22 protein-coding genes and 3 tRNA genes are annotated in these 26,267 nt (G+C 65.6%); 22 read left to right on the forward strand and 3 right to left on the reverse strand.

Annotated elements, in window-relative coordinates:
• Positions 1-858 precede the first annotated feature (858 nt).
• The 10 genes from AC3IPM_RS07225 to AC3IPM_RS07270 all read left to right on the forward strand — a co-directional run bounded on the left by AC3IPM_RS07225 (position 859) and on the right by AC3IPM_RS07270 (position 10,680).
• Positions 859-1,443 carry a Fic family protein gene (locus AC3IPM_RS07225; protein ID WP_489303282.1) on the forward strand — a complete coding sequence of 195 codons (585 nt, stop codon included), beginning with the start codon at positions 859-861 and terminating at the stop codon, positions 1,441-1,443.
• A gap of 4 nt (positions 1,444-1,447) precedes the next feature.
• Complete coding sequence (locus AC3IPM_RS07230; protein ID WP_489303283.1) at positions 1,448-1,867, forward strand: hypothetical protein; 420 nt, start codon at positions 1,448-1,450, stop codon at positions 1,865-1,867.
• Between the two features lie 197 nt (positions 1,868-2,064).
• Positions 2,065-3,453, forward strand: coding sequence for a nucleotide 5'-monophosphate nucleosidase PpnN (gene ppnN, locus AC3IPM_RS07235; RefSeq protein WP_489303284.1), 1,389 nt, complete (start codon positions 2,065-2,067; stop codon positions 3,451-3,453).
• A gap of 198 nt (positions 3,454-3,651) precedes the next feature.
• Positions 3,652-4,167 (forward strand): GspH/FimT family pseudopilin, encoded by a 516-nt coding sequence (locus tag AC3IPM_RS07240; protein ID WP_489303285.1) that lies wholly within the window; start codon positions 3,652-3,654, stop codon positions 4,165-4,167.
• A complete protein-coding gene (gene pilV, locus AC3IPM_RS07245) occupies positions 4,164-4,655 on the forward strand; it encodes a type IV pilus modification protein PilV (protein ID WP_489303286.1) in 492 nt (163 codons plus the stop codon). Before AC3IPM_RS07240 ends, pilV begins: the two co-directional genes overlap by 4 nt.
• Positions 4,652-5,821 (forward strand): PilW family protein, encoded by a 1,170-nt coding sequence (locus tag AC3IPM_RS07250; protein ID WP_489303287.1) that lies wholly within the window; start codon positions 4,652-4,654, stop codon positions 5,819-5,821. The genes pilV and AC3IPM_RS07250 overlap by 4 nt, the downstream gene beginning before the upstream one ends.
• A gap of 5 nt (positions 5,822-5,826) precedes the next feature.
• Positions 5,827-6,351 carry a pilus assembly PilX family protein gene (locus AC3IPM_RS07255; RefSeq protein ID WP_489303288.1) on the forward strand — a complete coding sequence of 175 codons (525 nt, stop codon included), beginning with the start codon at positions 5,827-5,829 and terminating at the stop codon, positions 6,349-6,351.
• 11 nt (positions 6,352-6,362) lie between these two features.
• On the forward strand, positions 6,363-10,097 hold the full coding sequence (locus AC3IPM_RS07260; RefSeq protein ID WP_489303289.1) for a pilus assembly protein: 3,735 nt from the start codon (positions 6,363-6,365) through the stop codon (positions 10,095-10,097).
• 26 nt (positions 10,098-10,123) lie between these two features.
• Positions 10,124-10,534, forward strand: a complete 411-nt coding sequence (locus AC3IPM_RS07265) for a type IV pilin protein (RefSeq protein WP_489303290.1) — start codon at positions 10,124-10,126, stop codon at positions 10,532-10,534.
• A 69-nt stretch (positions 10,535-10,603) separates the two neighbouring features.
• Positions 10,604-10,680: transfer RNA gene (locus AC3IPM_RS07270), tRNA-Asn, on the forward strand.
• A 70-nt stretch (positions 10,681-10,750) separates the two neighbouring features.
• Here the strand turns inward: AC3IPM_RS07270 and AC3IPM_RS07275 are convergent.
• A complete protein-coding gene (locus AC3IPM_RS07275) occupies positions 10,751-11,365 on the reverse strand; it encodes a GspH/FimT family pseudopilin (RefSeq protein ID WP_489303291.1) in 615 nt (204 codons plus the stop codon).
• Positions 11,366-11,457: 92 nt separating this feature from the next.
• Here AC3IPM_RS07275 and uvrB point away from each other — a divergent pair, with 92 nt between their 5' ends.
• The 12 genes from uvrB (at position 11,458) to AC3IPM_RS07335 (ending at position 25,077) form a co-directional block, all read left to right on the forward strand.
• Positions 11,458-13,482 (forward strand): excinuclease ABC subunit UvrB, encoded by a 2,025-nt coding sequence (gene uvrB, locus AC3IPM_RS07280; RefSeq protein ID WP_489303292.1) that lies wholly within the window; start codon positions 11,458-11,460, stop codon positions 13,480-13,482.
• A gap of 106 nt (positions 13,483-13,588) precedes the next feature.
• A tRNA-Val gene (locus AC3IPM_RS07285) sits at positions 13,589-13,663 on the forward strand.
• Between the two features lie 202 nt (positions 13,664-13,865).
• Positions 13,866-16,271: a DNA internalization-related competence protein ComEC/Rec2 gene (locus AC3IPM_RS07290; protein ID WP_489303293.1), complete on the forward strand. Its 2,406-nt coding sequence runs from the start codon at positions 13,866-13,868 to the stop codon at positions 16,269-16,271.
• Between the two features lie 3 nt (positions 16,272-16,274).
• A complete protein-coding gene (locus tag AC3IPM_RS07295; RefSeq protein WP_489303294.1) occupies positions 16,275-16,949 on the forward strand; it encodes a MotA/TolQ/ExbB proton channel family protein in 675 nt (224 codons plus the stop codon).
• 3 nt (positions 16,950-16,952) lie between these two features.
• Positions 16,953-17,375 (forward strand): ExbD/TolR family protein, encoded by a 423-nt coding sequence (locus AC3IPM_RS07300; protein WP_489303295.1) that lies wholly within the window; start codon positions 16,953-16,955, stop codon positions 17,373-17,375.
• Positions 17,372-19,120 carry a lipid A export permease/ATP-binding protein MsbA gene (gene msbA, locus AC3IPM_RS07305; protein WP_489303296.1) on the forward strand — a complete coding sequence of 583 codons (1,749 nt, stop codon included), beginning with the start codon at positions 17,372-17,374 and terminating at the stop codon, positions 19,118-19,120. Before AC3IPM_RS07300 ends, msbA begins: the two co-directional genes overlap by 4 nt.
• Positions 19,120-20,142, forward strand: a complete 1,023-nt coding sequence (gene lpxK / locus AC3IPM_RS07310; protein WP_489303297.1) for a tetraacyldisaccharide 4'-kinase — start codon at positions 19,120-19,122, stop codon at positions 20,140-20,142. Before msbA ends, lpxK begins: the two co-directional genes overlap by 1 nt.
• A 58-nt stretch (positions 20,143-20,200) precedes the next feature.
• Entirely contained in the window at positions 20,201-20,974 is a 774-nt protein-coding gene (gene kdsB / locus AC3IPM_RS07315; RefSeq protein WP_489303298.1) for a 3-deoxy-manno-octulosonate cytidylyltransferase, read from the forward strand.
• Positions 20,975-21,062: 88 nt separating this feature from the next.
• Complete coding sequence (locus tag AC3IPM_RS07320) at positions 21,063-22,478, forward strand: hypothetical protein (protein ID WP_489303299.1); 1,416 nt, start codon at positions 21,063-21,065, stop codon at positions 22,476-22,478.
• A complete protein-coding gene (gene uvrC / locus AC3IPM_RS07325; protein WP_489303300.1) occupies positions 22,475-24,322 on the forward strand; it encodes an excinuclease ABC subunit UvrC in 1,848 nt (615 codons plus the stop codon). The genes AC3IPM_RS07320 and uvrC overlap by 4 nt, the downstream gene beginning before the upstream one ends.
• A gap of 9 nt (positions 24,323-24,331) precedes the next feature.
• Entirely contained in the window at positions 24,332-24,955 is a 624-nt protein-coding gene (gene pgsA, locus AC3IPM_RS07330; protein WP_489303301.1) for a CDP-diacylglycerol--glycerol-3-phosphate 3-phosphatidyltransferase, read from the forward strand.
• A 46-nt stretch (positions 24,956-25,001) separates the two neighbouring features.
• Positions 25,002-25,077, forward strand: a tRNA-Gly gene (locus AC3IPM_RS07335).
• A gap of 93 nt (positions 25,078-25,170) precedes the next feature.
• Here the strand turns inward: AC3IPM_RS07335 and AC3IPM_RS07340 are convergent.
• Together AC3IPM_RS07340 and AC3IPM_RS07345 are read right to left on the reverse strand one after the other, a co-directional pair.
• Positions 25,171-25,827, reverse strand: a complete 657-nt coding sequence (locus AC3IPM_RS07340; RefSeq protein ID WP_489303302.1) for a hypothetical protein — start codon at positions 25,825-25,827, stop codon at positions 25,171-25,173.
• Positions 25,824-26,258 (reverse strand): hypothetical protein, encoded by a 435-nt coding sequence (locus tag AC3IPM_RS07345; RefSeq protein WP_489303303.1) that lies wholly within the window; start codon positions 26,256-26,258, stop codon positions 25,824-25,826. Before AC3IPM_RS07345 ends, AC3IPM_RS07340 begins: the two co-directional genes overlap by 4 nt.
• Positions 26,259-26,267: the final 9 nt, after the last annotated feature.

A 26,267-nucleotide genomic window follows, 5' to 3' on the forward strand; every position in this document is an offset into this window, starting at 1 on the left:
GTCAAAGAGCACTACGGGGAGTGCGTTGTAGAAAAGCTTTCTGGCAAGTGCCCACGCAAAGGCGCCCCGAAGGCGTAAGCGTGTCAAGGGCTTGCCGACATTTTGGCATCAGTCGCCAAGCGTACTATCAGGCCGGCCACCGTCAGCAGCGGGAATTGGCCGACAGCGCTCGGGCAATCGCCCTTGTGGGTAGCTACTGCACGCAGCAGCCAAGCATCGGAACCCGCAAGCTGCGCGGTCTGATCGGCCCCGCTTTTGCGGGCGCTAGAGGGGGGCGATCGTCTATTTAGCATCCTGCGAGAGGCGCGGCTGCTGGTCCCAATGTGGCGGGCATATGACAAGACAGCCGACAGCTATCATCGCTTTCGTTGGCATTCCAATCTGCTCAAGCCTCGCCAGGGTCACGTGTTGCCAACCGGTAGCGAGCAGGTCTGGATTGCCGATATCACTTACCTGCCGACGCAAGAGAGATTCGTCTGTCTGAGCCCGATCACGGACGCAACATCGGGCGTATTTGGCCTCCTGGTGGCAGCCGGATCGTCCTTCACGGGTGTCAGCCTATGGCATGACGAGACGTGATCTGCGCTTTCAACTACGTAGATGCTGCTGCGCATGCCGACATGAGTGTGGTATTAATGATCGCAATAGGGAGAGGTTGCCTTGAAGTCAAGATATGGACTGTCGCTTTCAGCAATTAAGGCGTTGGGAGGATGCCTTGGTGGGGCTGTCGCATCCCCATTGGATAAAGATCCCAAATTCCGTGACGAAGCCATTGCCGTCTTGGCGTGCAGGTTAAGATACTGTCCCCAGTGCGAGTCATCTGGACGCGTTCTGGGGGGGTGTAAAAGTGGATCCCGCTTGGCGGCACTATCCGCGCGTGGGCCCATCATCGGGCTGACTTCGGCAACTCTACGCAGAGTCCATACGATTTTGATGCCCGGTGTTGCCGACTCTGGACGTTTTAGAGTTGGCAATGTCGTGGTGGGACTTGAGAGTTCGCCCGCGCCTTTTGTGAGCGCCAGAATTGATGTCGAGCGACATGTAAGGGACTGTGCGCCTTGGTATCATAAATTTTCATTGCAGGCTCGTGCCGCGCTCGTCGTCTATCTGATGGCGATCCTTCATCCATTCGAAGACGGCAATGGCAGAGTCATGCGCGCGCTTCTCACTATGCTTTCGGTTGAGGGGCAAAACGGTTCTGCCTTCTTGGCCTTCTTGGCAATCTTCATAAAACTCAGACAGTCGGAGCTTGCTTTGGCGCTCCAGCAGTTGTGTGAAGGTTCTCCGAGCGGAGTGCAGGATCTTTTTGATAAAGCAAGGGTAGAGTTTGCAAGTTTGGAGTTGAGGTCAGCAAGCGGAGAGGAGAGTGTTCGCTGTTGGGTGGATGGTCAGCTGTCGGAATTGACTCGTATTAACATGAATTACATCTTGAATGGAGCTTAAGATCATGAAGATCGGAGTTGCAATTGCATCTATTGTTTTAGCCATGGGTATGTCCTCCCATTCTGATGTCGTATTTGCTCAAGTCTGCGGGTCCTGGACTTGCCCGCCTGGTCCTCAGTACCCTGGTGATGGAAATACGCAACGAGAGGATGATCAGCCCGGTTTCATCATCCATGGGGTGATGGTTCACGGCGTAGAATGTAATGCCTCGTATGAGGAGAAGTATGCTGGAATCATTCGTGAACTCCAGTCATGGGTCCCCTATGATCGTGCGCTAATATTGAAGTATCAGTTTGTCGGCTTCGGATTTTCAGGTAGTCTGACCGAGGGCGGTGGAGAGATCTGGCAGATATTCCCGCAGGGGGATAATGTTCCGCTTCTGTATCCCACGGAAAGCCCCTATGCTCACTGCCGAGCCAAATAGGGTGTCTGAGCGCGTGGGGCTCAAAATTCTGCTCCGTTGCTTGCAGTGTTGAGATCAATCGAATAGGCTTTGCGCTGCCGAAAATCAGGGTGCTGGTTGGGGCGGAAGTGTATCCAACGGTCGGGCTTCCCGGCCGTTTTGCTTTTTAAGGGGGCAGCAGTAAAGTCGTCTACCTTGAGGAAGCGAAAAGAATGGAAATGACGATCACCGAAAAGCCGGCGCGCACGCTGCCGGTGCAGGACGCGCGGATCTACCCGCGCGGTGGGCTGGATGTGTTGTCGCGGGCCGAGGTGGCGCGTCTGCGCGATGCCTCCGGCGGTGGCATGCACGAGCTGCTGCGGCGCTGTGCGCTGGCGGTGCTGACCAGTGGCAGTGCCTCGGACGATCCGCGCGCGGCGCGCGATCTGTATCCGGATTTCGATATCCAGGTGGCACAGCAGGACCGAGGCGTACGCATCGATCTGGTCAATGCCCCGGCGATGGCCTTCGTCGACGGCGAGATCATCCGCGGTGTGGCCGAGCTGCTGTTCGCCGTGGTCCGCGACCTGGCCTACATGGCCATCGAGATGGGGCCGGCCTACGCGGCCGAGCTGGAGACCTCCGAAGGCATCACCAACGCGGTGTTCGGGCTGCTGCGCAATGCGCGCATCCTCAACCCGGGCGACCCGAACCTGGTGGTGTGCTGGGGCGGCCATTCCATCGGCCGTGACGAGTACCTGTACACCAAGCAGGTCGGCTACGAGCTGGGCCTGCGCGGTCTGGACATCTGCACCGGCTGCGGCCCGGGTGCGATGAAGGGCCCGATGAAGGGCGCCACCATCGCCCACGCCAAGCAGCGCAAGCACGTCACCCGTTACATCGGCCTGACCGAGCCGGGCATCATCGCCGCCGAGTCGCCGAACCCGATCGTGAACCACCTGGTGATCATGCCGGACATCGAGAAGCGTCTCGAAGCGTTCGTGCGGATCGGCCACGGCATCATCGTGTTCGCCGGTGGCGTGGGCACCGCCGAAGAGATCCTGTATCTGCTCGGCATCCTGCTGCGCGAGGAAAACAAGGACCTGCCGTTCCCGCTGATCCTGACCGGCCCGACCGTGGCCGCGCCGTACTTCGAGCAGATCGACCGCTTCATCCGCCTGACCCTGGGTGAGGAAGCGGCAAGCCGCTACGAGATCATCATCGGCGACCCGGTTGCGGTGGCGCGGCGGATGAGCCAGGGCATCAAGCGCGTGCGCGAGCACCGCCTGGCGCAGAAGGATTCGTTCTTCTTCAACTGGTCCATCGAGATTCCGTGGGACTACCAGCAGCCGTTCGTGCCGACCCATGAGGCGATGGCCGCGCTCGATCTGCACCACGGGCGCCCGCCGCACGCACTGGCAGCCGACCTGCGTCGTGCCTTCTCGGGCATCGTGGCGGGCAACGTCAAGGAAGACGGCATGCGCCGCATCGAGGAGTTCGGCCCGTTCGAGATCCACGGTGACGCCGACATGATGCAGGCGCTGGACGAACTGCTGCGCGGTTTCGTCGAGCAGCGCCGGATGAAGATCTCCGGCGAGTACCAGCCCTGCTACAAGGTCATGGCCTGAACGCGGATTCCCGGGCCCAGCGGCCAGGGATGCGGCAGCTCTGAAACAGGCCGGGCAGGGGTGCCCGGCCGCGCTAGAGGGTCCGCGGGCGTCAACTGATTGACGCCCGTCGCCCCCGGGCGACCGTTCGTCCTGCCGCCGCTTGCCGCCAGGCGGCGGGGCGTCCATCTTCTGTGCCATCACGCTGGGGAGCGTTCCATGCAATCGCGCCGATCCAAGGGTTTCACGCTGGTAGAACTGATGGTCACGCTGGTGGTACTGGGCGTGCTGTCTGCGATTGCCTTCCCGAACTTCCGCAACACCCTGCGCTCCAACCGCGTCAGCACGTCCAACAATGAAATTGTCGGCATGCTGTCGCTGGCGCGCAGCGAGGCGGTCCGCAACAAGCAGGGCGCGGGTGTCTGTGCCAGCAAGACCGGCAACCTGTGTGACGGCGACTGGTCCGATGGCCTGATGGCCTGGTCCGACCTGGACGGCAACGGCGCGCTCGACGGCAACGACACCGTGCTGCGCTACGCCAAAGGCAATGCAGAGCTGGTCCTGACCGGCCCGGCCCCGGCCCAGATCCTGTTCGATGCGCGCGGGCGTCGGCGCAGTGCCGCCGCCCAGCAGATCATCCTGACGCCCGCCAAGTGCGCGGCGGGGGATCCGCGTCGAACCCTGACCGTGAATCTCTCCGGCCAGATCCGTGTGGAACGAGGGACATGTTCATGATGCGCAGGAATTTCAACGGTTTCGGCCAGCGTGCGCGCGGCTTCAGCCTGCTCGAGGTGCTGGTGGCGCTGCTGGTGCTTGCCTTTGGCCTGCTCGGTTTCGCGCTGTTGCAGACCATGAACGTGCGCTTCGTGCAGAGCGCGAACTACCGCACCCAGGCCACCAACCTGTCCTACGACCTGATTGACCTGATGCGTGCGCAGCGCACCGATACCCTCAACGGGGGCGGCTACGTCGATGCCTCCTTTGCCGCCGGCACGATCAGCCCGAAGGGCGCCTGTGCGTGGCCGGTCGGGGCGGCGGTGACCGCCAAGCAGAACGTGGCGCGCTGGCAGTGCCAGGTGGTCAAGACGCTGGGCGACAAGGCCAGTGCGCAGGTGCAGTACAACAATGGCCAGGTCACGGTGGCGATCAGCTGGGGCGACCAGCGCTGGGATGCCAAGGACCCGGACAGCCTGACGTCCTTCGGCCTGGTGTCGCAGCTATGAGTACGATGATGCCCTCCCGCAAGTACATGACCGGCTTGTCGCTGATCGAAATGATGATCGCGATGATCATCGGTCTGATCATGATGCTCGGCGTGGTGCAGATTTTCATTGCCTCGCGCTCGGCCTCGCAGCTGTCCGAAGGTGCTGCACGCACCCAGGAAAACGCGCGCTTCGCGCTGGACTACCTGCAGCGCGACCTGCGCATGGCCGGTCACTTTGGCTGTGTCAACGACCAGGCGCATGTGGTCAAAGGCAACAACTCGATCGGTTACCACATTGCCGGCGTGGTCCCCGGCAGCGGTGTGCCATTGGACTTCTCGGTGCCGATCCAGGGCTACGAGGCCGGTGGCACCGCGCCCACCAACTCGCTCACCATCGGGGCCACCTGGCAGGCGGCACTGGCCACACCAGACAGCATCCAGAAGCTCAAGCCGGCACCCATCGCGGGCAGCGACATCCTGGTGCTGCGCTTCTTCCATCCCGATGGCGTGGCGATCAATACCCTGACGTCCGCGGCCAGCGAATCCAAGATCGGCATCAGTACGGCCAGCGCACAGCGTCTGGCCGCGGGTGTCAGTGGCGGTCCCAGCGTGTTCGGCGTCGCTGACTGCACCCGTGCCGAGGTCTTCACCGGTCAGCTGAACGGCACCACCGTCACCGCCGATGCCACCGATCTGTCGCAGTACGCAGCCAACAACGCGGTGACCATGCTGTACCGCGCCGAAGCGGTGGTCTATTACATCGCCAGCAACGGCACCGGGCCGGCGCTGTACCGGGCCCGCGCCGGCTCCGGTGGTGGCTACGGCGATGGCGAGGAACTGGTTGAAGGCATCGAGAGCCTGCAGTTCCTGTACGGGTTGGACGCCGAGGTCAACATCAGTCGCGCAGCACCGCCCACCGGCAACATCGTCGAGCAGCGCGCGGGCAACAACGTGAGTACGGCCACCACGGCCGCCGCGGTGGCGCAGTGGCGGCGGGTGGGGCTGGTCCAGGTCGGCCTGCTCGCGCGCAGCCCGCAGCAGGCCTCGGCGGAAGCGCCGAAGGATGCCAACAACTATCTGGGCGTGCTGGGGGTGACCATCGTCCCGCCCGCCACCGACGACAAGCGTTTCCGCGCCAGCTATGAAGTGTCCGTGGCGCTGCGCAACCGACTGTTCGGGAATTGACTGCCATGAAGAGCCTGACCCAAGTCAAGCGTGTGCACCCGCGAGCCACGATGCACCGGCAGCGTGGTGCCGTGCTGTATGTGGCCCTGATCATGCTGATCCTGCTGGCGATCCTCGGCGTGGTCGGGATGCAGGTGGCCGGCATGCAGGAAAAGATGTCGTCCAACTACCGCGCCACCAACCTGGCCTTCCAGAATTCCGAAGCGGCCGTGCGTGGCACCGAGGACGCGGTCGAGAAGATCGCCAACCGCGAAGCGGCCGGCGCCAATGCGCTGGTCAGCAGTGGTGACATCCAGCAGCGCTGCGACGATGGCTACGACCCGATCCTCTGGGTGCAGCAGTCCAAGCTGGGTAGCAAGCCGCTGGTCAACGTGCGCCAGATCGATGGCTGCATCCAGGGCGAGGGCACGCTGGACATGGGCAAGCCGCTCGACAAGCCGACCGCCGTGTACCAGATCACCGGCTACGCCGCCGACTCCAACGCCGATGGCAGTTCGTCGACGGCCATTGATACCGTGTTCAAGCTCTGAGGGCTGCCGCAATGATGTCGCGCAAATTCAAGACACTGCTCGCCGGCTCAACCGTGCTGCTGGCTGGCGGTGGCTACTTCGTCTACAGCTTGATGGCCGCCCAGGCCCAGGGCGTGTTGGCGCAGGCGCCGCTCAATGACCAGGTGCAGACCGCACCGGCCTTCATCATGGCCGTGGACGATTCCAACTCCATGACCTTCGAGCGGATGTTCACCGGCGGTGACGGTCGCATGCGCTGGAATTCGAACAACGGCAGCTTCTTCAGTTCCGCCGGGGTGTTCTACAGCGTCGGTGACGCATGCAACAACAATTCCACCGACTGCTATCTGTACCTGTACCCGCACCAGAACTTCAATGCCAGTTACTCGCCGGGGCGCGCGATTCCGCCACTGGATATCTTCGGGTTCGCGCGCTCGCCGACCTACAACGCCAGCTATTACAACCCGAACGAAGTCTATGAGCCGTGGCGCCGTGCCGACGGCACGCTGTGGGCCAACGCGTCGACCACCGCGGCCCGTGCCGATCCACGCTCCGGCTTCACGGGTTACAACGTCACCTACAATCTGACCACGAACCGCACCAATACCGATGAGTCGTTCCAGTTCGTAAGCGGGATGAGGATTCCGGATCTGACCGGTACCGGCACACGCTATTACCGCAGCGGTTCCTGGCGTACGGCAGTGCGTGATATTGGCAGTGACGTCAGCTACCCGGTGGACTACTTCCCGGCAACGTTCTATCTGCCCACGTCGGCGGCGGCACCCAGTGGCTACATCACCAAGGATGCTACCACTCGTCCGAAGATCGACGGTGCCTGCGGCCCTGGCTGCGATATGTATCGCTACCAGATCAAGAGTGAAAATTACTCCAACATCGCCGACTACAACACGGCGATCCAGAACTTCGCGAACTGGTTCCAGTACCACCGCAACCGCATCCTGGCGATGGTCGGCTCGTCCAGCCATGCCATGGTGGATGTCAGCAACATGCGGGTGGGCTACTTCACCATCAACGGCCTGAGCCCGGTAACCATGTACGACATGGCCACCAACAAGGCCGACCTGTACACGCAGATCTACAAGCTGGCGCCCAACGGCGGCACGCCGAACCGCCAGGCGGTGGAGTACCTGGGCAAGCAGTTCCGCCGCACCGATGCCGGCGCGCCGGTGCAGCTGGCCTGCCAGAAGAACGGCGGCATGCTGTTCACCGACGGCTACACCAATACCTCCAGCTCGGTGAGTGGCTATGCCAATGCGGACGGCACCAACGCCGCGCCGTTCAATGGTGCACCGTTCAAGGACAGCTACAGCAACACCATCGCCGACATCACCGCCGCCTACTACGGTGGCGCGGACTGGACGCCCTTGCGCAACGATGCCGGATTCCCGGCCGGCCAGGTGCCCGTCAGTCCACAGTGCAAGACACTCGATGTGGGTACGCCGGCATGGAAGCGGCTGGATTGCCAGACCAATCTGCACATGAACTTCTACGGCGTGACGCTGGGTGCACAGGGCAAGATCTATGGCCGCAACCAGGCGGCCACTGCGGACCCGTACGCCAATCCGCCGAACTGGGATGGTAGTGGTGACCCGACCGGCGTTGATGACGGTACCGTCATCGATGAAATCTGGCATGCCGCCATCAACAGCCGCGGCGAGTTCATCAACGCGCAGACACCGGCCGAAGTGACCGCGGCGATGCGTCGGGTGCTGTCCTCGATCACCGGTGGTGGTTCGCCCTCGGGCAGCATGGGCATGACCGGTGCGCGTATCGGCGCCGGTTCGCTTACGGTGACCCCGCGCTATGACATCACCAATGAAGCGACCGACTGGTACAGCAAGTTGACGGCCGCCAAGGTCAGCGTGAATCCCAAGACGCAGGTCGCCGAGTACACCGAGACCTGGGAGGCCTCCAGCCGGATCAGTTCGGTCGGCCGCCAGGTCGTGATGAACAAGGGTGGCACCGCGCTCGAGTTCAACGCCGCCAACGTGAGCCTGGCGGACCTGTGCAAGGCCAGTCCGCTGACCCGATGCACCGATGCCGCACTCACCACGATGGGGGCCACCAATGCCACCGCGGTGGCGTACCTGCGCGGCGAGACCAGCCGTGAAGTGCGCAACAGCGGCATCTACCGCGACCGCACCACGCTGCTGGGCGACATCATCAATTCCAACCCGGTGGTCAGTTCGCCGCTGGACGACTACGGCTACCGCCAGATCGGCGGCACCCTGGCCACGACCTACGCCACCTACCTGCAGACCAAGATCAAGACCCAGAACTACATGGTCTATGTCGGCGCCAATGACGGCATGCTGCACGGCTTCGATGGCGGCATGAACGGCAGCAGTGTGGACACCGCCGACGGCGGCAGGGAGCGCCTGGCCTATATTCCCTCGACCTCGCTGGGTCACATGGGCAACCTGTTGCTACCCTACAAGGCCGGTTCCAATGACCAGCCGTTCCAGCACCGCTATTTCGTGGATGGCCCGGTTGCGGTGTCCGACGTGTTCAATGGCACCAATTGGCGTACTGCGCTGGTGGGCACCGCCGGTGCCGGCGGCCGTTCGGTATTTGCACTGGATGTGACCGACCCGACCAGTTTCGGCACCGGTAGCGTGTTGTGGGAAATCAGTGACACCAATGCCGATGCCAATGTGAGCGGCAATATCGGCAATGTGCTGGGCAAGCCGGTCATCGTGCCGGTGCGCGATGGGGCCACTTATCGCTGGAAGGCGATCTTTGGCAACGGCTACGGCAGCATCAACGGCAAGGCCGTGCTGTACGTGGTCGACATGGCCTCTGGTGCCGTGACCATGATCGAGGCCGAGGAGGCCGGCAACACCATCTCCGGCAGCAATGGCCTGGGCAATATCGTGGCCATCGATCGCTGGCGCGATACCAAGCAGGACGTGCGCGGCCGTGATGGAGCGGCCGACACCGTATACGCCGCCGATCAGCGTGGCGCGATCTGGAAGTTCGACCTGCGCACCAATGCCAAGGTGACCACGCCGTTGTTCACCACGGTCCAGCACGCCGAGCGCGCCGGTTCTGCCACGCTGAACTATCGTCAGCCGATCACCGGTGGCCTGACCGCTGCGACGGGTGCCGGTGGCGGGGTGATGCTGTTCTTCGGAACGGGCAGCTTCTCCTTCGTCAATGACACCTCCGACTTCACCCAGCAGGCGCTGTACGGCGTCAACGACACCAGCAATGGTGTCCCGCCCAGTACCTTGACCGCTGACAACCTGGTGGCCTACAGCGTGGTAACGACAGGCACGGAGCGCACCCTGATCACGGGCACGACCCCCGCCGGCGCACGGGGGTGGGTGGTCAATCTCCCGGCAACGACGGGCGAGCGGTTCGTCGGTAATCCGACCGTCGTATCAGGCGTGTTGTTCATGCCGACCTACGTCCCCAATCCGGCGACCAAGGGCTGTTCGACCAACGGGTCCAACTGGCTGTTCGGGCTGGATACCCTGACCGGCGCCGGTGCGATGTCGGACATGCGTGTCGGCAGTCCGGGGGGTACCCGCCCCAGCATCGGTACGGCTGCCGTCCAGCTGAAAACCAATGGCAGCGCGCCAGTCAAGGACGTCGGTGCATCGTCGATTCCACGCCTGCGCAGTGGCGCGGGTGGTGGTCCGCCCGGCGGCAACTCGTGCTGGATGCTGGTGAGCGTGTCCGGTGGTGAGCCGATGTACGCGCCGTATCCGTGTGGCCGCCAATCCTGGCGCCAGGTGCAATGATCATGAAAGGACAAGGATTCAACACCATGAAGCGTCTGCAGAAGGGCCCGTCGCTGATGGGGGGTTTCACTCTGATCGAGTTGATGCTGGTGATCGGTGTGATCGCCGTGCTCAGCGCGATCGCGTTCCCGTCCTACCTGGAGCATGTGCGCAAGTCGCGCCGGGGGGCGGTGAAGGCGGACATGGTGGAGTACGCGCAGCGTGCTGAACGCCTGCACTCTTCTGAGAATTCGTACGCCAACTTCAAGCTGCCGTACACGGTGTCGCCGCGCGAAGGGGGCACTGCGTACTACAACCTGAAGGTGCAGGTGGCCCAGTCCAGCTTCACCATCACCGCCACCCCGCAGGGCACCCAGACCAAGGACAGCTGTGGCGAGATGACCATCGACCAGGCCAACCGCAAGACGGCCAAGGACACGCTCAGCAGCTGCTGGTAAGCGCGAGCGGGCAGGGCGTCGCAGTGGGTGTTGCCCTCGGGCAAATCCACCCGTACAATGCGCCTCCCCGCCCGAATAGCTCAGCCGGTTAGAGCACTTGACTGTTAATCAGGGGGTCGTTGGTTCGAGTCCAACTTCGGGCGCCAGATTTTGAAAAAGCCGCGAGAAATCGCGGCTTTTTCTTTTTGTGTGTTCTTGTTCGTGCTGCGGTCGCCGTCATTGCCCGCAGGCGCCTGTACCAGGGTGGGTCTCGGATCGGATCCGCCCGCTGTTGTTGACGACTACCTTGCCAAGCAGACGGTCGTGTTGGCAGATCCGCAATGTCGCGTTGGTCCCCAGCGCGCGCCCGTCCCGGAGAAAGCGGATCCTGCCCCGGTCGAGGTTGGACGCGATGCGCCAGCCCTTGGGTAGCGTGAAACGCTCGTGGTGGAGGACTTCACGTATCCCGGGCGCAGTGGCGTGACGGGAGGGGTTCACCAGGATGATCCAGCCTTGAGCCCAGCGGTCCGCGTCGGCGCATTGGTGGCCGTCCGCACTGGCGCACAGGCTGACGTCGGCCCGGCGGTGGATGGCGGCCATCCGGGCATGGGCCAGGTGGGTGCTGAGCAGGTGACGCGCGCTGCTGGCGCGCTGGCGATCCAGCAGTGCCGTCAGTGCGGGGAGGGCGATTCCCGCCAGTATTGCCAGAATCACGAGCACCACCATGGCCTGCAGCAGGGTCCAGCCCTGCTGGAGCCGGGAAACGCCGAACGCGGGTGGGACGGAGGGCATGGGCTCACCGGGCAACGGGGAGGAGACGTCAGCCTGCGCGGCGCCGTGGGCGTCTTGCATCCTCCAGGCACGCCTTCGCGCGTCAGCCATCCCCTCAGCCTGCCGTCACCAAGTGCCCCGGTATACTGGTGGGCCCGGTCTATGGCGCCACCATGAGCGATCGCTTCGAACTTGTATCCCCGTATTCGCCGGCGGGTGACCAGCCGGCGGCGATCGAGAAGCTGACGGCCAATTTCGAAGCCGGCATCGCCAAGCAGACCCTGCTCGGCGTGACCGGCTCTGGCAAGACCTACACCATCGCCAACGTCATCCAGCAGGTGCAGAAGCCGACCCTGGTGATGGCGCCGAACAAGACCCTGGCCGCGCAGTTGTATGGCGAGTTCAAGGCGTTCTTCCCGCACAACGCGGTCGAGTACTTCGTCAGCTACTACGACTACTACCAGCCCGAGGCCTATGTGCCGTCGTCGGACACCTTCATCGAGAAGGACAGTTCGATCAACGAGCACATCGAGCAGATGCGCCTGGCCGCGACCAAGACCCTGCTGTCGCGCCCGGATGCGATCGTGGTCGCCACGGTCTCGGCGATCTACGGCCTGGGCGCGCCGGAAGATTACCTGTCGCTGCGGCTGATCCTGTCCAAGGGCGAGCGCATCGACCAGCGCGACCTGATCAACCACCTCACCCAGCTGCAGTACACCCGCAACGAGTACGAGCTGCACCGCGGCACGTTCCGGGTCCGCGGCGAAGTGGTGGATGTGTTCCCGGCCGAATCGGACAGCGAGGCGGTGCGCATCGAGCTGTTCGAGGGGGAAGTGGAGCAGATCAGCATGTTCGACCCGCTCACCGGCGAAAGCCTGCGCAAGCTGATGCGCTACACCGTGTATCCCAAGACCCACTACGCCACCACCCGTGAGCGCGTGCTGGCGGCGGTGGAGACAATCAAGGCCGAGCTCAAGCCGCGGCTGGAGCAGCTGTACGAGCAGAACAAGCTGGTCGAGGCGCAGCGGTTGGCGCAGCGTACCCAATACGACCTGGAAATGATGGCCGAGGTCGGCTACTGCAACGGCATCGAAAACTACTCACGGCACCTCACCGGCAAGGCCCCGGGCGATCCGCCGCCGACCCTGTTCGACTACCTGCCGGCCGATGCACTGCTGGTCATCGACGAATCGCACGTGACCATCCCGCAGATCGGCGCGATGTTCAAGGGCGACCGTTCGCGCAAGGAAACGCTGGTGGAATTCGGTTTCCGGCTGCCATCGGCGCTGGACAACCGGCCGCTGCGATTCGAGGAATGGGAAGAGCGCTCACCACGCAGCATCTACGTGTCGGCCACGCCCGGTCCCTACGAGCTACGTGAGTCCGGTGAGGAGATCACCGAGCTGGTGGTGCGCCCGACCGGTCTGATCGACCCGGTGGTGGAAATCCGCCCGGTCGGTACCCAGGTCGACGACCTGATGTCGGAAGTACACGAGCGCATCAAGCTCGGCGACCGCGTGCTGGTCACCACGCTGACCAAGCGCATGGCCGAGAACCTCACCGAGTACCTCACCGAACACGGCATCCGCGTGCGCTACCTGCATTCGGACATCGAGACCGTCGAGCGCGTGGAGATCATCCGCGACCTGCGTCTGGGCAAGTTCGATGTGCTGGTCGGCATCAATCTGCTGCGCGAAGGCCTGGACATGCCCGAGGTGTCGCTGGTGGCGATCCTGGACGCGGACAAGGAAGGTTTCCTGCGCTCCACCGGGTCGTTGATCCAGACCATCGGCCGCGCCGCGCGGAACCTGCGTGGCAAGGCCATCCTGTATGCCGATCGCATGACGCGTTCGATGCAGGCGGCCATCGATGAAACCGACCGCCGCCGCGCCAAGCAGGTCGAGTACAACGAACTGCATGGCATCGTGCCCAAGTCGGTGCTGCGCCCGATCACCGACGTGCTTGAAGGCGCGCGCTCGGAAGCGTCGGAGAAGGAATCGCGCGGCAAGGGCAAGGGCCGTGGCGGCCGTATCGCCGAAGAGGCCGTGGATTACCGCAGCCTGGAACCGGCGCAGATCGCCAAGCGCCTGCAGGTGCTGGAGCAGAAGATGTACCAGCACGCCCGCGACCTGGAGTTCGAAGATGCCGCGCAGGTCCGCGACCAGATCCGCCTGTTGAAGGAGGCCAGCCTGGGCTGAACGGACCTGTGTGAAATATCTTCACAAAAGTGTTGCGCTTGCCGGGGGACGTCCGTAATATACGCGGCCTGCACCGACGCATTCGCAGCGGCGCAGGAAACAAAACGGGCGGTTAGCTCAGCGGTAGAGCACTACCTTGACATGGTAGGGGTCACAGGTTCGAACCCTGTACCGCCCACCACTTCAGTCCCAGCGACTGCGGTGGAACATCAGAAAAGCCGGCCCTCAGGTCGGCTTTTTTGCTATGTGCGTTTCAGCGTTGTGATGATGGCCGTGAGCGCTTGACGCAGCATGCGGCAGTTGCCGACAGCTATCCTCTGACCTTTCCGATGGCGCCACCGTTGGCGCTGGCCAAGCATGCTGTTTTCGCCTTGGCCATTCCTATGCCTCGCACGGGGGCTTCACGCTGCTGCGATCCGGCGGCACCGCTGCTGTTTGGCAATGCCTGCGTGGCCGCGCTGGTCACAGGCATCTGCGCGGCCGTATTCGCCCCTACCTTGCTGGTGTTTCCTGCGGCGCTGCTGGTGCTCGCGCTTGGCGCGGTGGCGTGGTTGTGGCCATCGCGGGGGCGTTGGCTGGGCGCTGCGTTGCTGGGCGTGGGCTGGGCGGCAATACACGGGCACTGGACATTGCAGCAGCAACTGCCCGCGAACGCCCTGCCTGCCGAGTACGCATTGCGTGGCACGGTGGTCAGCCTGCCCGAGCATCGGCCACGCAGCACCCGCTTCCGCTTTCGCGTGGATGACGATGCGTCCCTGCCGGATGCCGTGCGCGACCGCGATTTCGATCTGAGCTGGTACGACGATGGCCGCGTGGACGCAGCGCCCGCGCGGCATCGCCTGCAGGCTGGCGCCCGCTGGGAGCTGAGCGCGCGCCTGCGGCCGCCGCGTGGGCTGCTCAATCCGGGGGGATTCGATGCCGAGCGACACGCTGTGCTGCAGCGTGTCGCCGGTAGCGGCCATGTCCGCGCGGCCCAGGCGGCCCGCGCACTCGGCGCGCCACGCGGCGTGCCGGCCTGGCGCGAGCGCATGGCGACCGCGATTGCCCGCCAGGTGCCAGGCGAGGGCGCGCGCTTCATCCAGGCCCTGGCGCTCGGCGACACCCGGGCGCTGACCGCGGACGACTGGGACGCGCTGCGTGCGCTGGGGCTGACCCATCTGGTCGCCATTTCCGGTTTCCACGTCGGGCTGGTGGCGGGCTTCGCGGCATGGCTGGCCATGCTGGTCTGGCGGCTCTGGCCGCGCTTGGGCAAGGTGTGGCCGAGGCCATTGGCGGCGGCTGTCGCGGCCGTGGCCGGGGCGGCGCTGTATGCCGCGGTGGCCGGCTTCGCGCTGCCCACCGTACGCACGGTGCTGATGATCGCGGTGGTGGCGGCGGCGCGGTGCGTGCGGCGGCGGATGACGGTGGGGCGGGCGCTGGCATTGGCCGCGCTGGTGGTGCTGGCGGTGGATCCGTTGTCGGTGCTGGCTGCGGGCTTCTGGCTCAGCTTTGCCGGGGTGTTGTGGCTGGTGTGGTGCCTGCCCGGGCGTGATGTGCACTGGCTGCGGGCGTTCCTGGGCGCGCAGGGGGTGGCCACGCTGGCGCTGCTGCCGCTCACCGTGGCGCTGTTCGGCCAGGCCTCACGGGCGGGGCCGCTGGTGAACCTGCTGGCGATTCCCTGGTGGAGCCTGGTGGTGGTTCCCCTCGCGCTGCTGGGGACGGCGATGGAAGCGCTGCTGGACGGCGCGGGCGCCTGGCCCTGGCGGCTGGCGGCCGTGTGTTTCCAGGCCAGCTGGTGGTTGTTCGGCTGGGTCGCGCGCAGCGAGCTGGCCTTGTGGTGGTTGCCGCAGGCCGGCCGGTTGGCGCTGCCGGCCGCGCTGGCGGGAGTGTTCTGGCTGCTGCTGCCACGCGGCAGCGGCGCGCGCCTGCCGGCGTTGCTGTTGTGCCTGCCGCTGCTGTGGCCGCCGCGCGGGCTGCCGGAGGAGGGCGAGGTGGAGATGCTGGTGGTGGATGTCGGGCAGGGGCTGGCCGTGGCGGTGCGTACCCAGCGGCATGTGCTGCTGTACGACGCGGGCCCGGCCGCCGAGGCCGGCTTTGACGCGGGCGAACGGGTAGTGGTGCCGGCGCTGCGGGCGTTGGGCGAGTCGCGGCTGGATCGGCTGGTCCTCAGTCATGGCGATCGCGATCATGCCGGGGGCGCGGCGGCGGTGCGGCGGGCATTCGATGAACCGCCGCTGCAGGCACCGCGCAACGCGGTGGCAGGGATCGGCCAGCCCTGTGCGGCGGGTGTGGCGTGGCGCTGGGACGGGGTCGACTTCGCGTTCCTGCATCCGCCGCCCGGGGCCGACTACCAGGGCAACGAGAGCAGCTGCGTGCTCCGGATCAGCACCGCGCACGGCGCGGTCCTGCTGGCCGGCGACATCGGCAACCGGGTCGAAGCCGACCTGCTGCGGGCCGTGCCGCAGGCGCTGCGCGCCGAGGTGGTGGTGGTGCCGCACCATGGCAGTGCGGGCTCCTCCAGCGCGCCCTGGGTGCAGGCGGTGTCGCCGCGGCTGGCAATCGTCTCGGCCGGGCACGGCAACCGCTTCGGCCATCCGCGCGCCGAGGTGGTGGCACGCTGGCAGGGCGTGGGTGCCGAAGTGCTCACTACCGCCGACAGTGGCGCTCTGCGTCTCTGGTTGGGGCGTGAAGGTCTGCAGGTGCGTGAACAGCGGGTTTTTCAGCCGCGTTGGTGGGATGCTGCGGAGCGGGCGCGGTCGGCTGCTATTCTATCGGCGGTGAAACAGGCGGCCGATGGGCCGGAGGGTTGAAACGTGTGGGAACTGGTCAAGGCCGGTGGCTGGCCGATGGTGCCGCTGCTGCTGTTGGGCGTACTGGCTTTGGCGATTGTCCTGGAGCGTTTCTGGACCTTGCGACGTAACGAGGTCCTGCCCCCTGGGCTGGGCCAGGAAGTACGCAACTGGGCGGCGCGCGGCAAGCTCGACCCCGCCCATCTTCAGTCGCTGCGCGCGAATTCGCCGCTGGGCGCGTTGCTGGCCGTGGCGCTGGAAGCACGCAACCGCCCGCGCGACCAGATCCGCGAACGCATCGAGGATGCCGGCCGGCACCTGGTGCACCGCATGGAGCGATTCCTGAACGCCCTGGGCACCATCGCCTCGGCCGGACCGCTGCTGGGCCTGCTCGGTACCGTGGTGGGCATGATCCAGATGTTCCTGGGCATCCTCGACCATGGCGTGGGCGATGTGAACCAGCTGGCTGGCGGTATCGGCAAGGCGCTGGTCTGCACCGCCACCGGCATGATCGTGGCGATCCCGGCGCTGATGTTCCACCGCTATTTCAAGGGCCGCATCGGCGGTTACGTGATCGAAATGGAGCAGGAGGCCTCGGCCCTGCTGGACGCGCTCGATGGCCGTCCCGGGGTGATGAACCCGGCTGCCCGCACTTCGCCGGGCGCTGCTGCGGCGGCACCGGTCACGGTCAAGGGCTGACGGATGCGTATCCGCAATGACCGGGTCCAGGACGAGCCGCATATCGATCTGGTCCCGCTGATCGATGTGATTCTCGTGCTGATCATCTTCTTCGTGGTCACCACCACCTTCGATGCGCGCTCGACGCTGCAGCTGCAGCTGCCGACCGCCAGCCAACAGGACAACCCCGAGCCGCCGCGCGCCTTGAGCGTGTTGGTGAATGCGGACGGGCGCTATTTCATCAACGACCAGGAAGTGCTGCGCACCGACGTGGAGTCGGTCAAGCAGACGATTGCCGCCGTTGCCGGCAGTGATCGTGAACAGACCGTGCTGCTGCGTGCCGATGCACGCACCCCGTACCAGGCCGTGGTCACCGCCCAGGATGCCCTGGGACAACTCGGCTTCCGCCGCATCGCAATTGCTACCGCGCCGGAGGTGCGTCCATGAGTAACCAACACGCCCCGATCTGGCCGATCTACAAGCGCCTGCTCGGCTATACCCGCGCCTACTGGACGTTCATGGTGGCCGCAGTGATCGGCATGGTGGTGGAAGCCGTGGCCGGCTATAACTTCACCAAACTGATGGAGCCGCTGGTCAACCGCGGCTTCGTCAACCCCGAGCCGCGCATGGCGGTGATCCTGCCGCTAACCATCCTGGGCCTGTTCGTGGCGCGCAGCGCGGCCACATTCGTCAGCGACTATACGCTGGCCCGCACCGGCCGCAGCGTGGTCCGTGACCTGCGCCAGCAGGTGCTGGAGAAGTACCTGCACCTGCCGTCCTCGCATTTCGATACCGAGTCGACGCCGGTCATGGTCAGCCGACTCAACTACGATACCGAACAGGTCACCCAGGCCAGCGCCGACGCGCTCAAAACCCTGGTGGCCGACACCCTGACCATCATCGGCATGCTGGCGGTGATGCTGCAGATGAGCGTCAAGGTCACTGTCGCGATGCTGGTGGTGGTGCCGATGATCGGCCTCATCGTTTCGTACGTGGGCAAGCGCTACCGGCGCATCAGCCGCGGCATCCAGGACGGCATGGGCACCATGGCCGCCACTGCCGAGCAGTCGCTGGCCGCACAGCAGGAAGTGAAGGTACACGGCACCCAGCAGCAGGAAATCGGTCGCTATTCGCGGCTGGCCAACCGCATGCTGGGCCTGAACATGAAGGTGGAAACGACCCGCGCGGCCGCTTCCAGCATGGTCCAGTTCCTGGCGGCGCTGGCGCTGGCGGTGATCGTCTGGGTGTCTACCCGCGAAGCGCTTGCCGGCCGCCTCAATGCCGGCCAGTTCATGGGCCTGATGATTTCGATGACCGCGATCATTCCCTCGTTGCGCCGCCTCACCAGCGTGCAGTCCTCCATCGCTCGTGGCGTAGCAGCTGCCGAGCGCCTGTTCGGCATCCTCGACATGCCGGTGGAGCGCGACAAGGGGCAGGCGAAGATCGGCCGTGCACGCGGCGAGCTGGCCTTCGAACACGTGATGCTGCGTTACCGCGAAGACACCGGAGTGGCTCTGGACGATGTCAGCTTCGTGGCCAAGCCCGGCACGGTCACCGCCATCGTCGGCCGCTCCGGCAGCGGCAAGACCAGCCTGATCCGGCTGGTACCGCGCTTCTACGAACCCAGTGGTGGCCGTATCACCCTGGACGGCATGCCGCTGGACGACTACCCATTGGCCGACCTGCGCCGCCAGGTGGCGATGGTCGGGCAGAAGGTGATGCTGTTCGATGACACCGTCGGCGCCAACATCGCCTACGGCATGGATGCCAGTGAAGAACAGATCCGCGCGGCGGCCGAAGCGGCCAATGCCTGGGAGTTCATCGCGCGCATGCCGCAGCAGCTGCAGACCCCGGTTGGCGAAAATGGCGCGCTGTTGTCCGGCGGCCAGCGCCAGCGTCTGGCAATTGCGCGCGCGATCCTGCGCGATGCACCGATCCTGATCCTGGACGAAGCCACCGCGGCACTCGACAACGAATCCGAGCGCCTGGTGCAGGATGCGCTGCAACGGCTGATGCCCGAGCGCACCACGCTGGTGATCGCCCATCGTCTGTCCACCATCGAACATGCCGACCAGGTGCTGGTCATGGACCACGGCCGCATCGTTGAACGCGGCACCCACAGCGAGTTGCTGGCCTTGGGTGGGCTGTACGAACACCTGCACAAGATGCAGTTCCGCGAAAGGCAGTCTTGATGGCAGGCAAAGGTACCCGGACGCCGCCGTACTGGTATGACGGCAGCGCTGTCCCGGTGTTGCCACGGCTGCTGGCGCCGCTGTACGGCGGTGCCATCGCGCTGCGGCGGATGCTGTACCGCCGGCGCTGGTTGAAGCGGTATTCGCTGCCGGTGCCGGTGATCGTGGTCGGCAATGTCACTGCCGGTGGCACCGGCAAGACCCCGCTGACCATCGAGCTGGTCAAGCGCCTGCGCGAAGCCGGCTGGAAGCCGGGCGTGGCCAGTCGTGGCTACGGCCGCGAAGAGGCCAAGACCCCGCGCTGGGTGGAAGCGACCACCGCCACCGCGCTCGGGGGTGACGAGCCGGTGCTGATCGCCTGGAAAACCGGCGTGCCGGTCCGGGTCGATGCCGACCGCGTCGCGGCGGGCAGGGCGCTGGTCGAGGCGGGCTGCGACATCATCGTCTGCGACGACGGGCTGCAGCACTACCGCTTGGCGCGCGACATCGAAATCGAAGTGGTCGATGCCCAGCGCCGCTACGGCAATGGCCGCCTGATTCCGGCCGGTCCCCTGCGTGAACCCGCCAGCCGTGCGCAGGACTGCGATTTCCGCGTGGTCAACATGGGCCAGGCCAGCGACGGCGTTGCCGCGCAACCGGCGTGCGGATTCGGCGAATGGCCGATGCAGCTGCACATCGACAGTGCGCAACCGCTCACCGGTGGACGCGCGCGTGCGCTGTCGCACTTCAAGGGCCAGCGCGTGCACGCGGTGGCGGGCATCGCTCATCCGAAGCGCTTTTTCGACATGCTGCGTGCGCAGGGGATCGGCGTGGTGCCGCATGCCTTCGCCGACCACCAGGCCTACCAGGCCTCGGATCTGCGTTTCGGCAGCGAACTGCCGGTGCTGATGACCGAGAAGGACGCCGTGAAATGCAAGGTGTTCGCCAACGAATGGCATTTCGCCGTGCCGTTGGCGGCCGACCTGCCGGCGGCGTTCTGGGTCAACCTGCTTGACCGGCTCGACAAGCTCGGCAAGCGCTGACGCCTGTCTTCCCCCGTTCTTACTGCGTTTCCCCTGCGTTGCTGCCGAGAGTGCCCGCATGAGCCAAGCCATCGATTTCGTCGTTGCCATCCCGGCGCGCTATGCCGCCTCGCGACTGCCGGGCAAGCCGCTGCGCCTGCTCGGGGGGCAGCCGCTGGTGCTGCACGTGGCCCAGCGCGCGCTGCAGGCCGGCGCCCGTGAAGTGTGGGTGGCCACCGATGACGCACGCATCGCGGACGCATTGCAGGGGCTGTCCACAGTGCGCGTGGCCATGACCTCGGCTGCGCATGCGTCGGGCACCGATCGCCTCGCCGAATGCGCCGTACAGGCCGGCTGGAGCGACGACACCGTGGTGGTGAACCTGCAGGGCGATGAGCCTTTCGCCCCCGCCGAAGGCATCCGGGCGGTGGCCGAAGCGCTGATCTACAGCGGCGCGGAGATGTCCACGCTGGCCACGCCGGTGGACGATGCACACACCGTGTTCGACCCGAACGCGGTCAAGGTGGTGCGCAAGCAGAACCTGGACGCGCTGTACTTCAGCCGCGCGCCGATTCCGTGGCACCGTGATGCCTTCGCCGGTTCGCGCGAGTCCCTGTCCGGCCAGCACTGGCTGCGCCACATCGGCATCTACGGCTACCGCGCCGGCTTCCTGCGCCAGTTCGCGGCCCTGCCGCCGGGCACGCTGGAGCAGCTCGAATCGCTGGAGCAGCTGCGGGCGCTGGAAGCCGGTTACCGGATCAGTGTGGCGTTGACTCCGGCCGCGTTCCCGCCGGGGATCGATACCCCCGAGGACCTGGAACGGGCCGAGGCCTGGTTGGCGGAGCATCCCTGAGCCGGGTGGCGCGAATTGCGCAGCGCGGCGACGGAAATCGGGCACTGGCGCGACGGTTGCATGACGCCGACTCCGGCATAATCGGGGCATGAACGTACAGCCCGTCCAGGACCTGCCCGAATTTGCCCCGTGGCTCAACGCCATCCCGACCACCCTCACCGAGCTGCGGGGTCGGCCGGTGGTGCTGGCTTTCGTCAATGCCGCCTCGGTGTGGTGCGCGCAGCGGCTGGCCGAACTGGCCCAGTGGCAGTCGCGCAACCCGGGCAAGCTGCAGCTGCTGGTGCTGCAGGTACCGCGCTTCGACTGCGAGCGCGACCCGGCCCAAGCCTTGAAGCTGCTGCGCCGCCAGGGCCTGGCCGCACCGGCGCTGCTGGACGCGGACTGGGACGGCTGGCGTCGCTTCGGCGTGAGCGCCTGGCCGACCCTGGTGCTGCTGGATGCGCAGGGGCGAGAACGCGAACGCCTGGTGGGGTTTGCCGGGGAGCTGGAGCGCTCGCTCAACGCCTTGTGCGAAGGCGGCTCGCGTCCGCTCGATGGTGAACTGGCATTGGCCCGTGAACTGCATCCGGAACCGCGCCTGCCGCTGCTGTTCCCGACCGGGCTGGCCGTCACGACCGAGCGCCTGTACATCGCCGATACCGGCCACCACCGCGTGCTGGAGTGCAGCCATGGGGGCCGCGTGCTGCGCCAGTTCGGGCTGGGCACGGCCGACTTCATGGACGGCGGCCCGGCCGAGGCGGCGTTCAACCGCCCGCAGGGCCTGGCGCTGGAGCGCGAGTCGCTGTACGTGGCCGACACCGGCAACCACGCGCTGCGCCGCATCCATCTGCTCACCGGCCAGGTCGACACCCTGTGCGGCAATGGCCGCCCCGGCGAGCCGAGCGAAGGCGTGGTCGCGCAGCCGCGCCAGGCAGCACTGAACCACCCGCAGGGCCTGGCGGTGGCGGACAACCAGATCCACATCGCAATGGCCGGCGACAACCGCATCTGGAGCTACCACCTGGGCCAGCGCGTGCTGAGCTGGCGTGCCGGTTCCGGGGCGATCGACGAGCGCGACGGCAGCGGCCACATGGCCGCGTTCGCGCAGCCGGCCTCGCTGGCTGCGGTGCAGCAGGTGCTGTACGTCTGCGATGCGCTGGGGTCCTCGATCCGCGCCATGCAGCTGCGCGGTGACCTGGTCCAGACCCTGGTCGGGCAGGGCTTATGGTCGTTCGGTGAACAGGACGGTCCGCGCAGCATCGCCCAGCTGCAGTACCCGCAGGCGATCGCGCTGAGCCCGGACGCGCCGTTGCTGTGGATCGCCGACACCGGCAACGGCCGCCTGCGCACGCTGCGCCTGGGCGGCGGTGAGCTGAGCACGCTGGAACTGCCACGACGCCTGCACGGCCCGGCCGGTCTGGCGCTGGGCGGCGGTGCGGTGTGGATTGCTGAAACCGACGCGCACGCCGTGCTGCGTTTTGATCCCGTGAGTGGCGTTCTGAGCGACGTCCCGATCAGCGAATGACCGTCTCCACCGCTCCGGCCTTCGATGGCAAGGCCTTTGCCGCCCATCTGAGCACCGCTCCTGGCGTTTACCGCATGTACGCCGCCGACGACAGCCTGCTGTACGTCGGCAAGGCGCGTGCGCTGCGCAACCGCGTGGGCAGCTATTTCAACGGCACGCCCAAGACCACCCGGATCATGTCGATGCTGTCGCAGGTAGCGCGCATGGATGTGACCGTGACCCGCTCGGAGGCCGAGGCGCTGCTGCTGGAGAACCAGCTGATCAAGTCGTTGTCGCCGCGCTACAACGTGTCCCTGCGCGACGACAAGACCTATCCGCAGGTGCTGCTTACCCGCGAGCAGTGGCCGCGGATTGCGCTGCATCGCGGCCCGCGTGCGGTACCCGGCCGCTATTTCGGGCCGTATCCGGGCGTCACCGCCGTGCGCGAAACGCTCAATCTGATGCACAAGCTGTTCAAGCTGCGCAGCTGCGAGGACAGCGTGTTCCGCAACCGCTCCCGGCCCTGCCTGCAATACCAGATCGGCCGCTGCAGCGCGCCCTGCGTGGAGCTGGTGGCGCCGCAGGACTATGCCGAGTCGGTGCGGCGCGCCTCGATGTTCCTGGAAGGCAAGAGTGACCAGCTGGCCAGCGAACTGGGCAGCCAGATGCAGGCGGCCAGCGAGGCCTTGGAGTTCGAACAGGCCGCACGCCTGCGCGATCTGGTCACCGCGCTGCGCAGCATGCAGACCCGCCAGTACGTCGATGGCCGCGCCGCCGACCTGGACGTGCTCGCCTGCGCCACCCAGGGCGCCAATGCCTGCGTGATGCTGCTGTCGTTCCGTGATGGCCGCAACCTGGGCACGCGGCCGTTCTATCCGCGCACCAACGGCGAGGAAAGCGCCGAGGAAGTGCTGGGTGCGTTCGTTTCGCAGTACTACGTCGAACACGCGCCACCGCGCGAGATCCTGCTCGACCGTGAAATTCCCGATGCCAGCCTGATCGAATCGGCGCTGTCGGCCTCGGCCGAGCACAAGGTGCAGCTGCGCTGGAACGTGCGCGGCGAGCGCGCCGGCTACGTCGAGCTGGCCAGCCGCAACGCGCAGATCACCCTGGTCAGCGAACTGACCAGCCGCAGCGCGCAGCACGCGCGCAGCGAAGACCTGCGGCAGATGCTGGGCCTGGCCGAGCCGGTCAAGCGGGTGGAGTGTTTCGATATCAGCCACACCATGGGCGAGGCCACCGTCGCGTCCTGCGTGGTGTTCGATGCCAGTGGCCCGGTGCGCAGCCAGTACCGGCGCTTCAACATCAGCGGCATCGAGCCCGGCGATGATTACGCCGCCATGCATCAGGCGATCGACCGCCGTTTCCGGCGTGCGATGGAGGAGGACGGCGTACTGCCGGACCTGCTGCTGATCGACGGCGGGGCCGGCCAGCTGGCCCAGGCCCAGTCGGCGCTGGCCGATCTGGGGGTGGAGGGGGTGATGCTGGTGGGTGTGGCCAAGGGCGCCGAGCGCCGTGCGGGGCACGAGGCGCTGGTGCTGCCCGATGGCCGTGAACTGCGCCCGGGCGCAGCGTCGCCGGCCCTGCAGTTCATCCAGCAGGTGCGCGATGAGGCCCACCGCTTCGCCATCACCGGTCATCGCGGGCGCCGCCAGAAGGCGCGCATGACCAGCAAACTCGAAGATATTCCCGGCATCGGCCCGCGCCGGCGCGCCAGCCTGCTCAAGCATTTCGGCGGCCTGATCGGCCTCAAAGCGGCCGGTGAGGCCGAAATCGCGAAAGTGGAGGGCATCAATGACGCCCTCGCTGCACGCATCTACGCTAACCTTCATGGACTGCCCACGCCCGACGCGGCGGGCGAGTAGAGAGACGCAATGAAGTTGACCCTCCCCACCTGGCTGACCCTGCTGCGGATCGTAATGATCCCGGTGCTGGTGCTGGTGTTCTACCTTCCCTTCAAGTGGACCAATTTCGCCTCCGCGGCGATCTTCGGCCTGGCTGCGCTGACCGACTGGCTGGATGGCTGGATCGCGCGCCGCTACGACCTGCAATCCGCATTCGGTGCCTTCCTGGACCCGGTTGCGGACAAATTGATGGTGGCCGTGGCGCTGTTCCTGATCGTGCAGGGCCATCCCACCGCGTGGATGGCGGTATGGGCGGCGGTGATCGTCGGCCGTGAAATCGCGGTATCGGCGCTGCGCGAATGGATGGCGGAAATCGGCCAGCGTGCCAAGGTGCGCGTGGCGCTGATCGGCAAGATCAAGACCACCGCGCAGATGGTCGCCTTGCTGTGCCTGCTGTACTCGGTGGCGCCGCACACGCCGATGAACGAAATCTGGATGGGCATCCCGGTGTTCCACATCGGCGACTGGACCCTGGCCATCGCCTCGATCCTGACCCTGTTCTCCGGCCTGCAGTACCTGCACGCGGCGTGGCCGAGCCTGCGCGAGGACGAGCGCCTGGCGCGGGAAACCACGCGTGCAAAAAAGAATGGCTGAGGGCTGTTGACAGCACCGCGTTTGGCTGTAGAATTTCGCCTCCCAAGCGGGAATAGCTCAGTTGGTAGAGCGCAACCTTGCCAAGGTTGAGGTCGCGAGTTCGAGTCTCGTTTCCCGCTCCAGATACGGTGTACGCAGCGGTTCCAGTGCTGCGGAGGCCAACGAAAAAAGCGACCCTCGGGTCGCTTTTTTCGTTTCGGCGACCCTGCGCGCCCTCACCCGGCCGGAACAGCGGCATGGAGGGGATGCGGAGCACTGGCAGGCGGCCGAACGTTGGGCATGGCAGGGCAGTTCTCCATCACCAGCCTGCGCCCCTGCACCCGGATGCAGTACCGCCGCTCCGCGTCGTCTGCCTCCCGCTGGAAGCTCGCGACCCACGGATGCGCCATCGGCGTGAGTGCTTCACCCAGGTGGTCCCCGGACGTGGAGGCCAGCGTGATTGTCTTCAGGCAACTCTGCAGCAGCATCTGGTCCAGCAGGCGAAGCCGTTGGTCGTGCACCTCGATCAGCAGCAGGCTGTCTTCATGGCCGGCGCCGCAGTACCCCATCGGCGTGGAGGGGTCCGATGGCAGGCGTACCAGCAGCGTGATGCTCGCGGCGTGATCGTGCCGCCGCTCCGCGTCATGCAGGAAAACCATCGCCTGCGCGTCAGTCAGCCGCTCTAGCAAGGGGGCATCCATGACCAGCGGCGTTCGGCTCGCCGGGGAGTTCAGCCACGCCGTCGGCTTGTCGCTGCCACCCGCCAGGATCAGGTGCTTTCCATCGTTCAACAGCAGCGTCAACGGCGCCGGCGATGCCGCAGCGCCCAGCGTCAACATCAGGACGACGGCCAGCGCCGCTGCCCGACCTTTCAGCCGTACTCGCGCGTTCAACGTGGTCGCCCTTGTTGCGCTTCGCACCAGGTCTCCACGGCATTGCGATCAAAGCCTGGGCAGGTGTTGTCCACCGCGATGTAGCGATAGGGCGACTGCGGCTGGTAGGTGAAGTGGTAGTAGTACCGGCGGTCCTTGCCGTACAGCCAGTAGTTCGAGGATCCGGCGTTGATGAGGTAGGGATCAAACGTGAAGATCGACGATTGCTCGGGAATGAAATTGTCCTGGTCGAACAGCAGCATCATCATGTTTGAGGCCGCGTGCGTCGCTACGCTGGCAATCAACCCGCCGGCGACGACAACAGCAACAGCCATGCGAGCGTTTCTGCGGAATGTGGGTTTCATGGGTTCAGTGTCGATGCGATGTTGAAGGGCGTGGATCCGCGGCCGCGGCCGAGTGCCATCAGGCATTTCATTTTCGTCGGCGTCCATGCAACAAGT

The organism is Stenotrophomonas sp. GL_111, assembly GCF_057835245.1.

Excerpts from the sequence above, each read along its gene's own strand:
- AC3IPM_RS07230 (WP_489303283.1), top strand. The coding sequence starts at position 1,448 with ATGAAGATCGGAGTTGCAATTGCATCTATTGTTTTAGCCATGGGTATG.
- ppnN (WP_489303284.1), top strand. The coding sequence starts at position 2,065 with ATGACGATCACCGAAAAGCCGGCGCGCACGCTGCCGGTGCAGGACGCG.
- AC3IPM_RS07240 (WP_489303285.1), top strand. The coding sequence starts at position 3,652 with ATGCAATCGCGCCGATCCAAGGGTTTCACGCTGGTAGAACTGATGGTC.
- pilV (WP_489303286.1), top strand. The coding sequence starts at position 4,164 with ATGATGCGCAGGAATTTCAACGGTTTCGGCCAGCGTGCGCGCGGCTTC.
- AC3IPM_RS07250 (WP_489303287.1), top strand. The coding sequence starts at position 4,652 with ATGAGTACGATGATGCCCTCCCGCAAGTACATGACCGGCTTGTCGCTG.
- AC3IPM_RS07255 (WP_489303288.1), top strand. The coding sequence starts at position 5,827 with ATGAAGAGCCTGACCCAAGTCAAGCGTGTGCACCCGCGAGCCACGATG.
- AC3IPM_RS07260 (WP_489303289.1), top strand. The coding sequence starts at position 6,363 with ATGATGTCGCGCAAATTCAAGACACTGCTCGCCGGCTCAACCGTGCTG.
- AC3IPM_RS07265 (WP_489303290.1), top strand. The coding sequence starts at position 10,124 with ATGAAGCGTCTGCAGAAGGGCCCGTCGCTGATGGGGGGTTTCACTCTG.
- AC3IPM_RS07275 (WP_489303291.1), bottom strand. The coding sequence starts at position 11,365 with ATGCAAGACGCCCACGGCGCCGCGCAGGCTGACGTCTCCTCCCCGTTG.
- uvrB (WP_489303292.1), top strand. The coding sequence starts at position 11,458 with ATGAGCGATCGCTTCGAACTTGTATCCCCGTATTCGCCGGCGGGTGAC.
- AC3IPM_RS07290 (WP_489303293.1), top strand. The coding sequence starts at position 13,866 with ATGCCTCGCACGGGGGCTTCACGCTGCTGCGATCCGGCGGCACCGCTG.
- AC3IPM_RS07300 (WP_489303295.1), top strand. The coding sequence starts at position 16,953 with ATGCGTATCCGCAATGACCGGGTCCAGGACGAGCCGCATATCGATCTG.
- msbA (WP_489303296.1), top strand. The coding sequence starts at position 17,372 with ATGAGTAACCAACACGCCCCGATCTGGCCGATCTACAAGCGCCTGCTC.
- lpxK (WP_489303297.1), top strand. The coding sequence starts at position 19,120 with ATGGCAGGCAAAGGTACCCGGACGCCGCCGTACTGGTATGACGGCAGC.
- kdsB (WP_489303298.1), top strand. The coding sequence starts at position 20,201 with ATGAGCCAAGCCATCGATTTCGTCGTTGCCATCCCGGCGCGCTATGCC.
- AC3IPM_RS07320 (WP_489303299.1), top strand. The coding sequence starts at position 21,063 with ATGAACGTACAGCCCGTCCAGGACCTGCCCGAATTTGCCCCGTGGCTC.
- uvrC (WP_489303300.1), top strand. The coding sequence starts at position 22,475 with ATGACCGTCTCCACCGCTCCGGCCTTCGATGGCAAGGCCTTTGCCGCC.
- pgsA (WP_489303301.1), top strand. The coding sequence starts at position 24,332 with ATGAAGTTGACCCTCCCCACCTGGCTGACCCTGCTGCGGATCGTAATG.
- AC3IPM_RS07345 (WP_489303303.1), bottom strand. The coding sequence starts at position 26,258 with ATGGACGCCGACGAAAATGAAATGCCTGATGGCACTCGGCCGCGGCCG.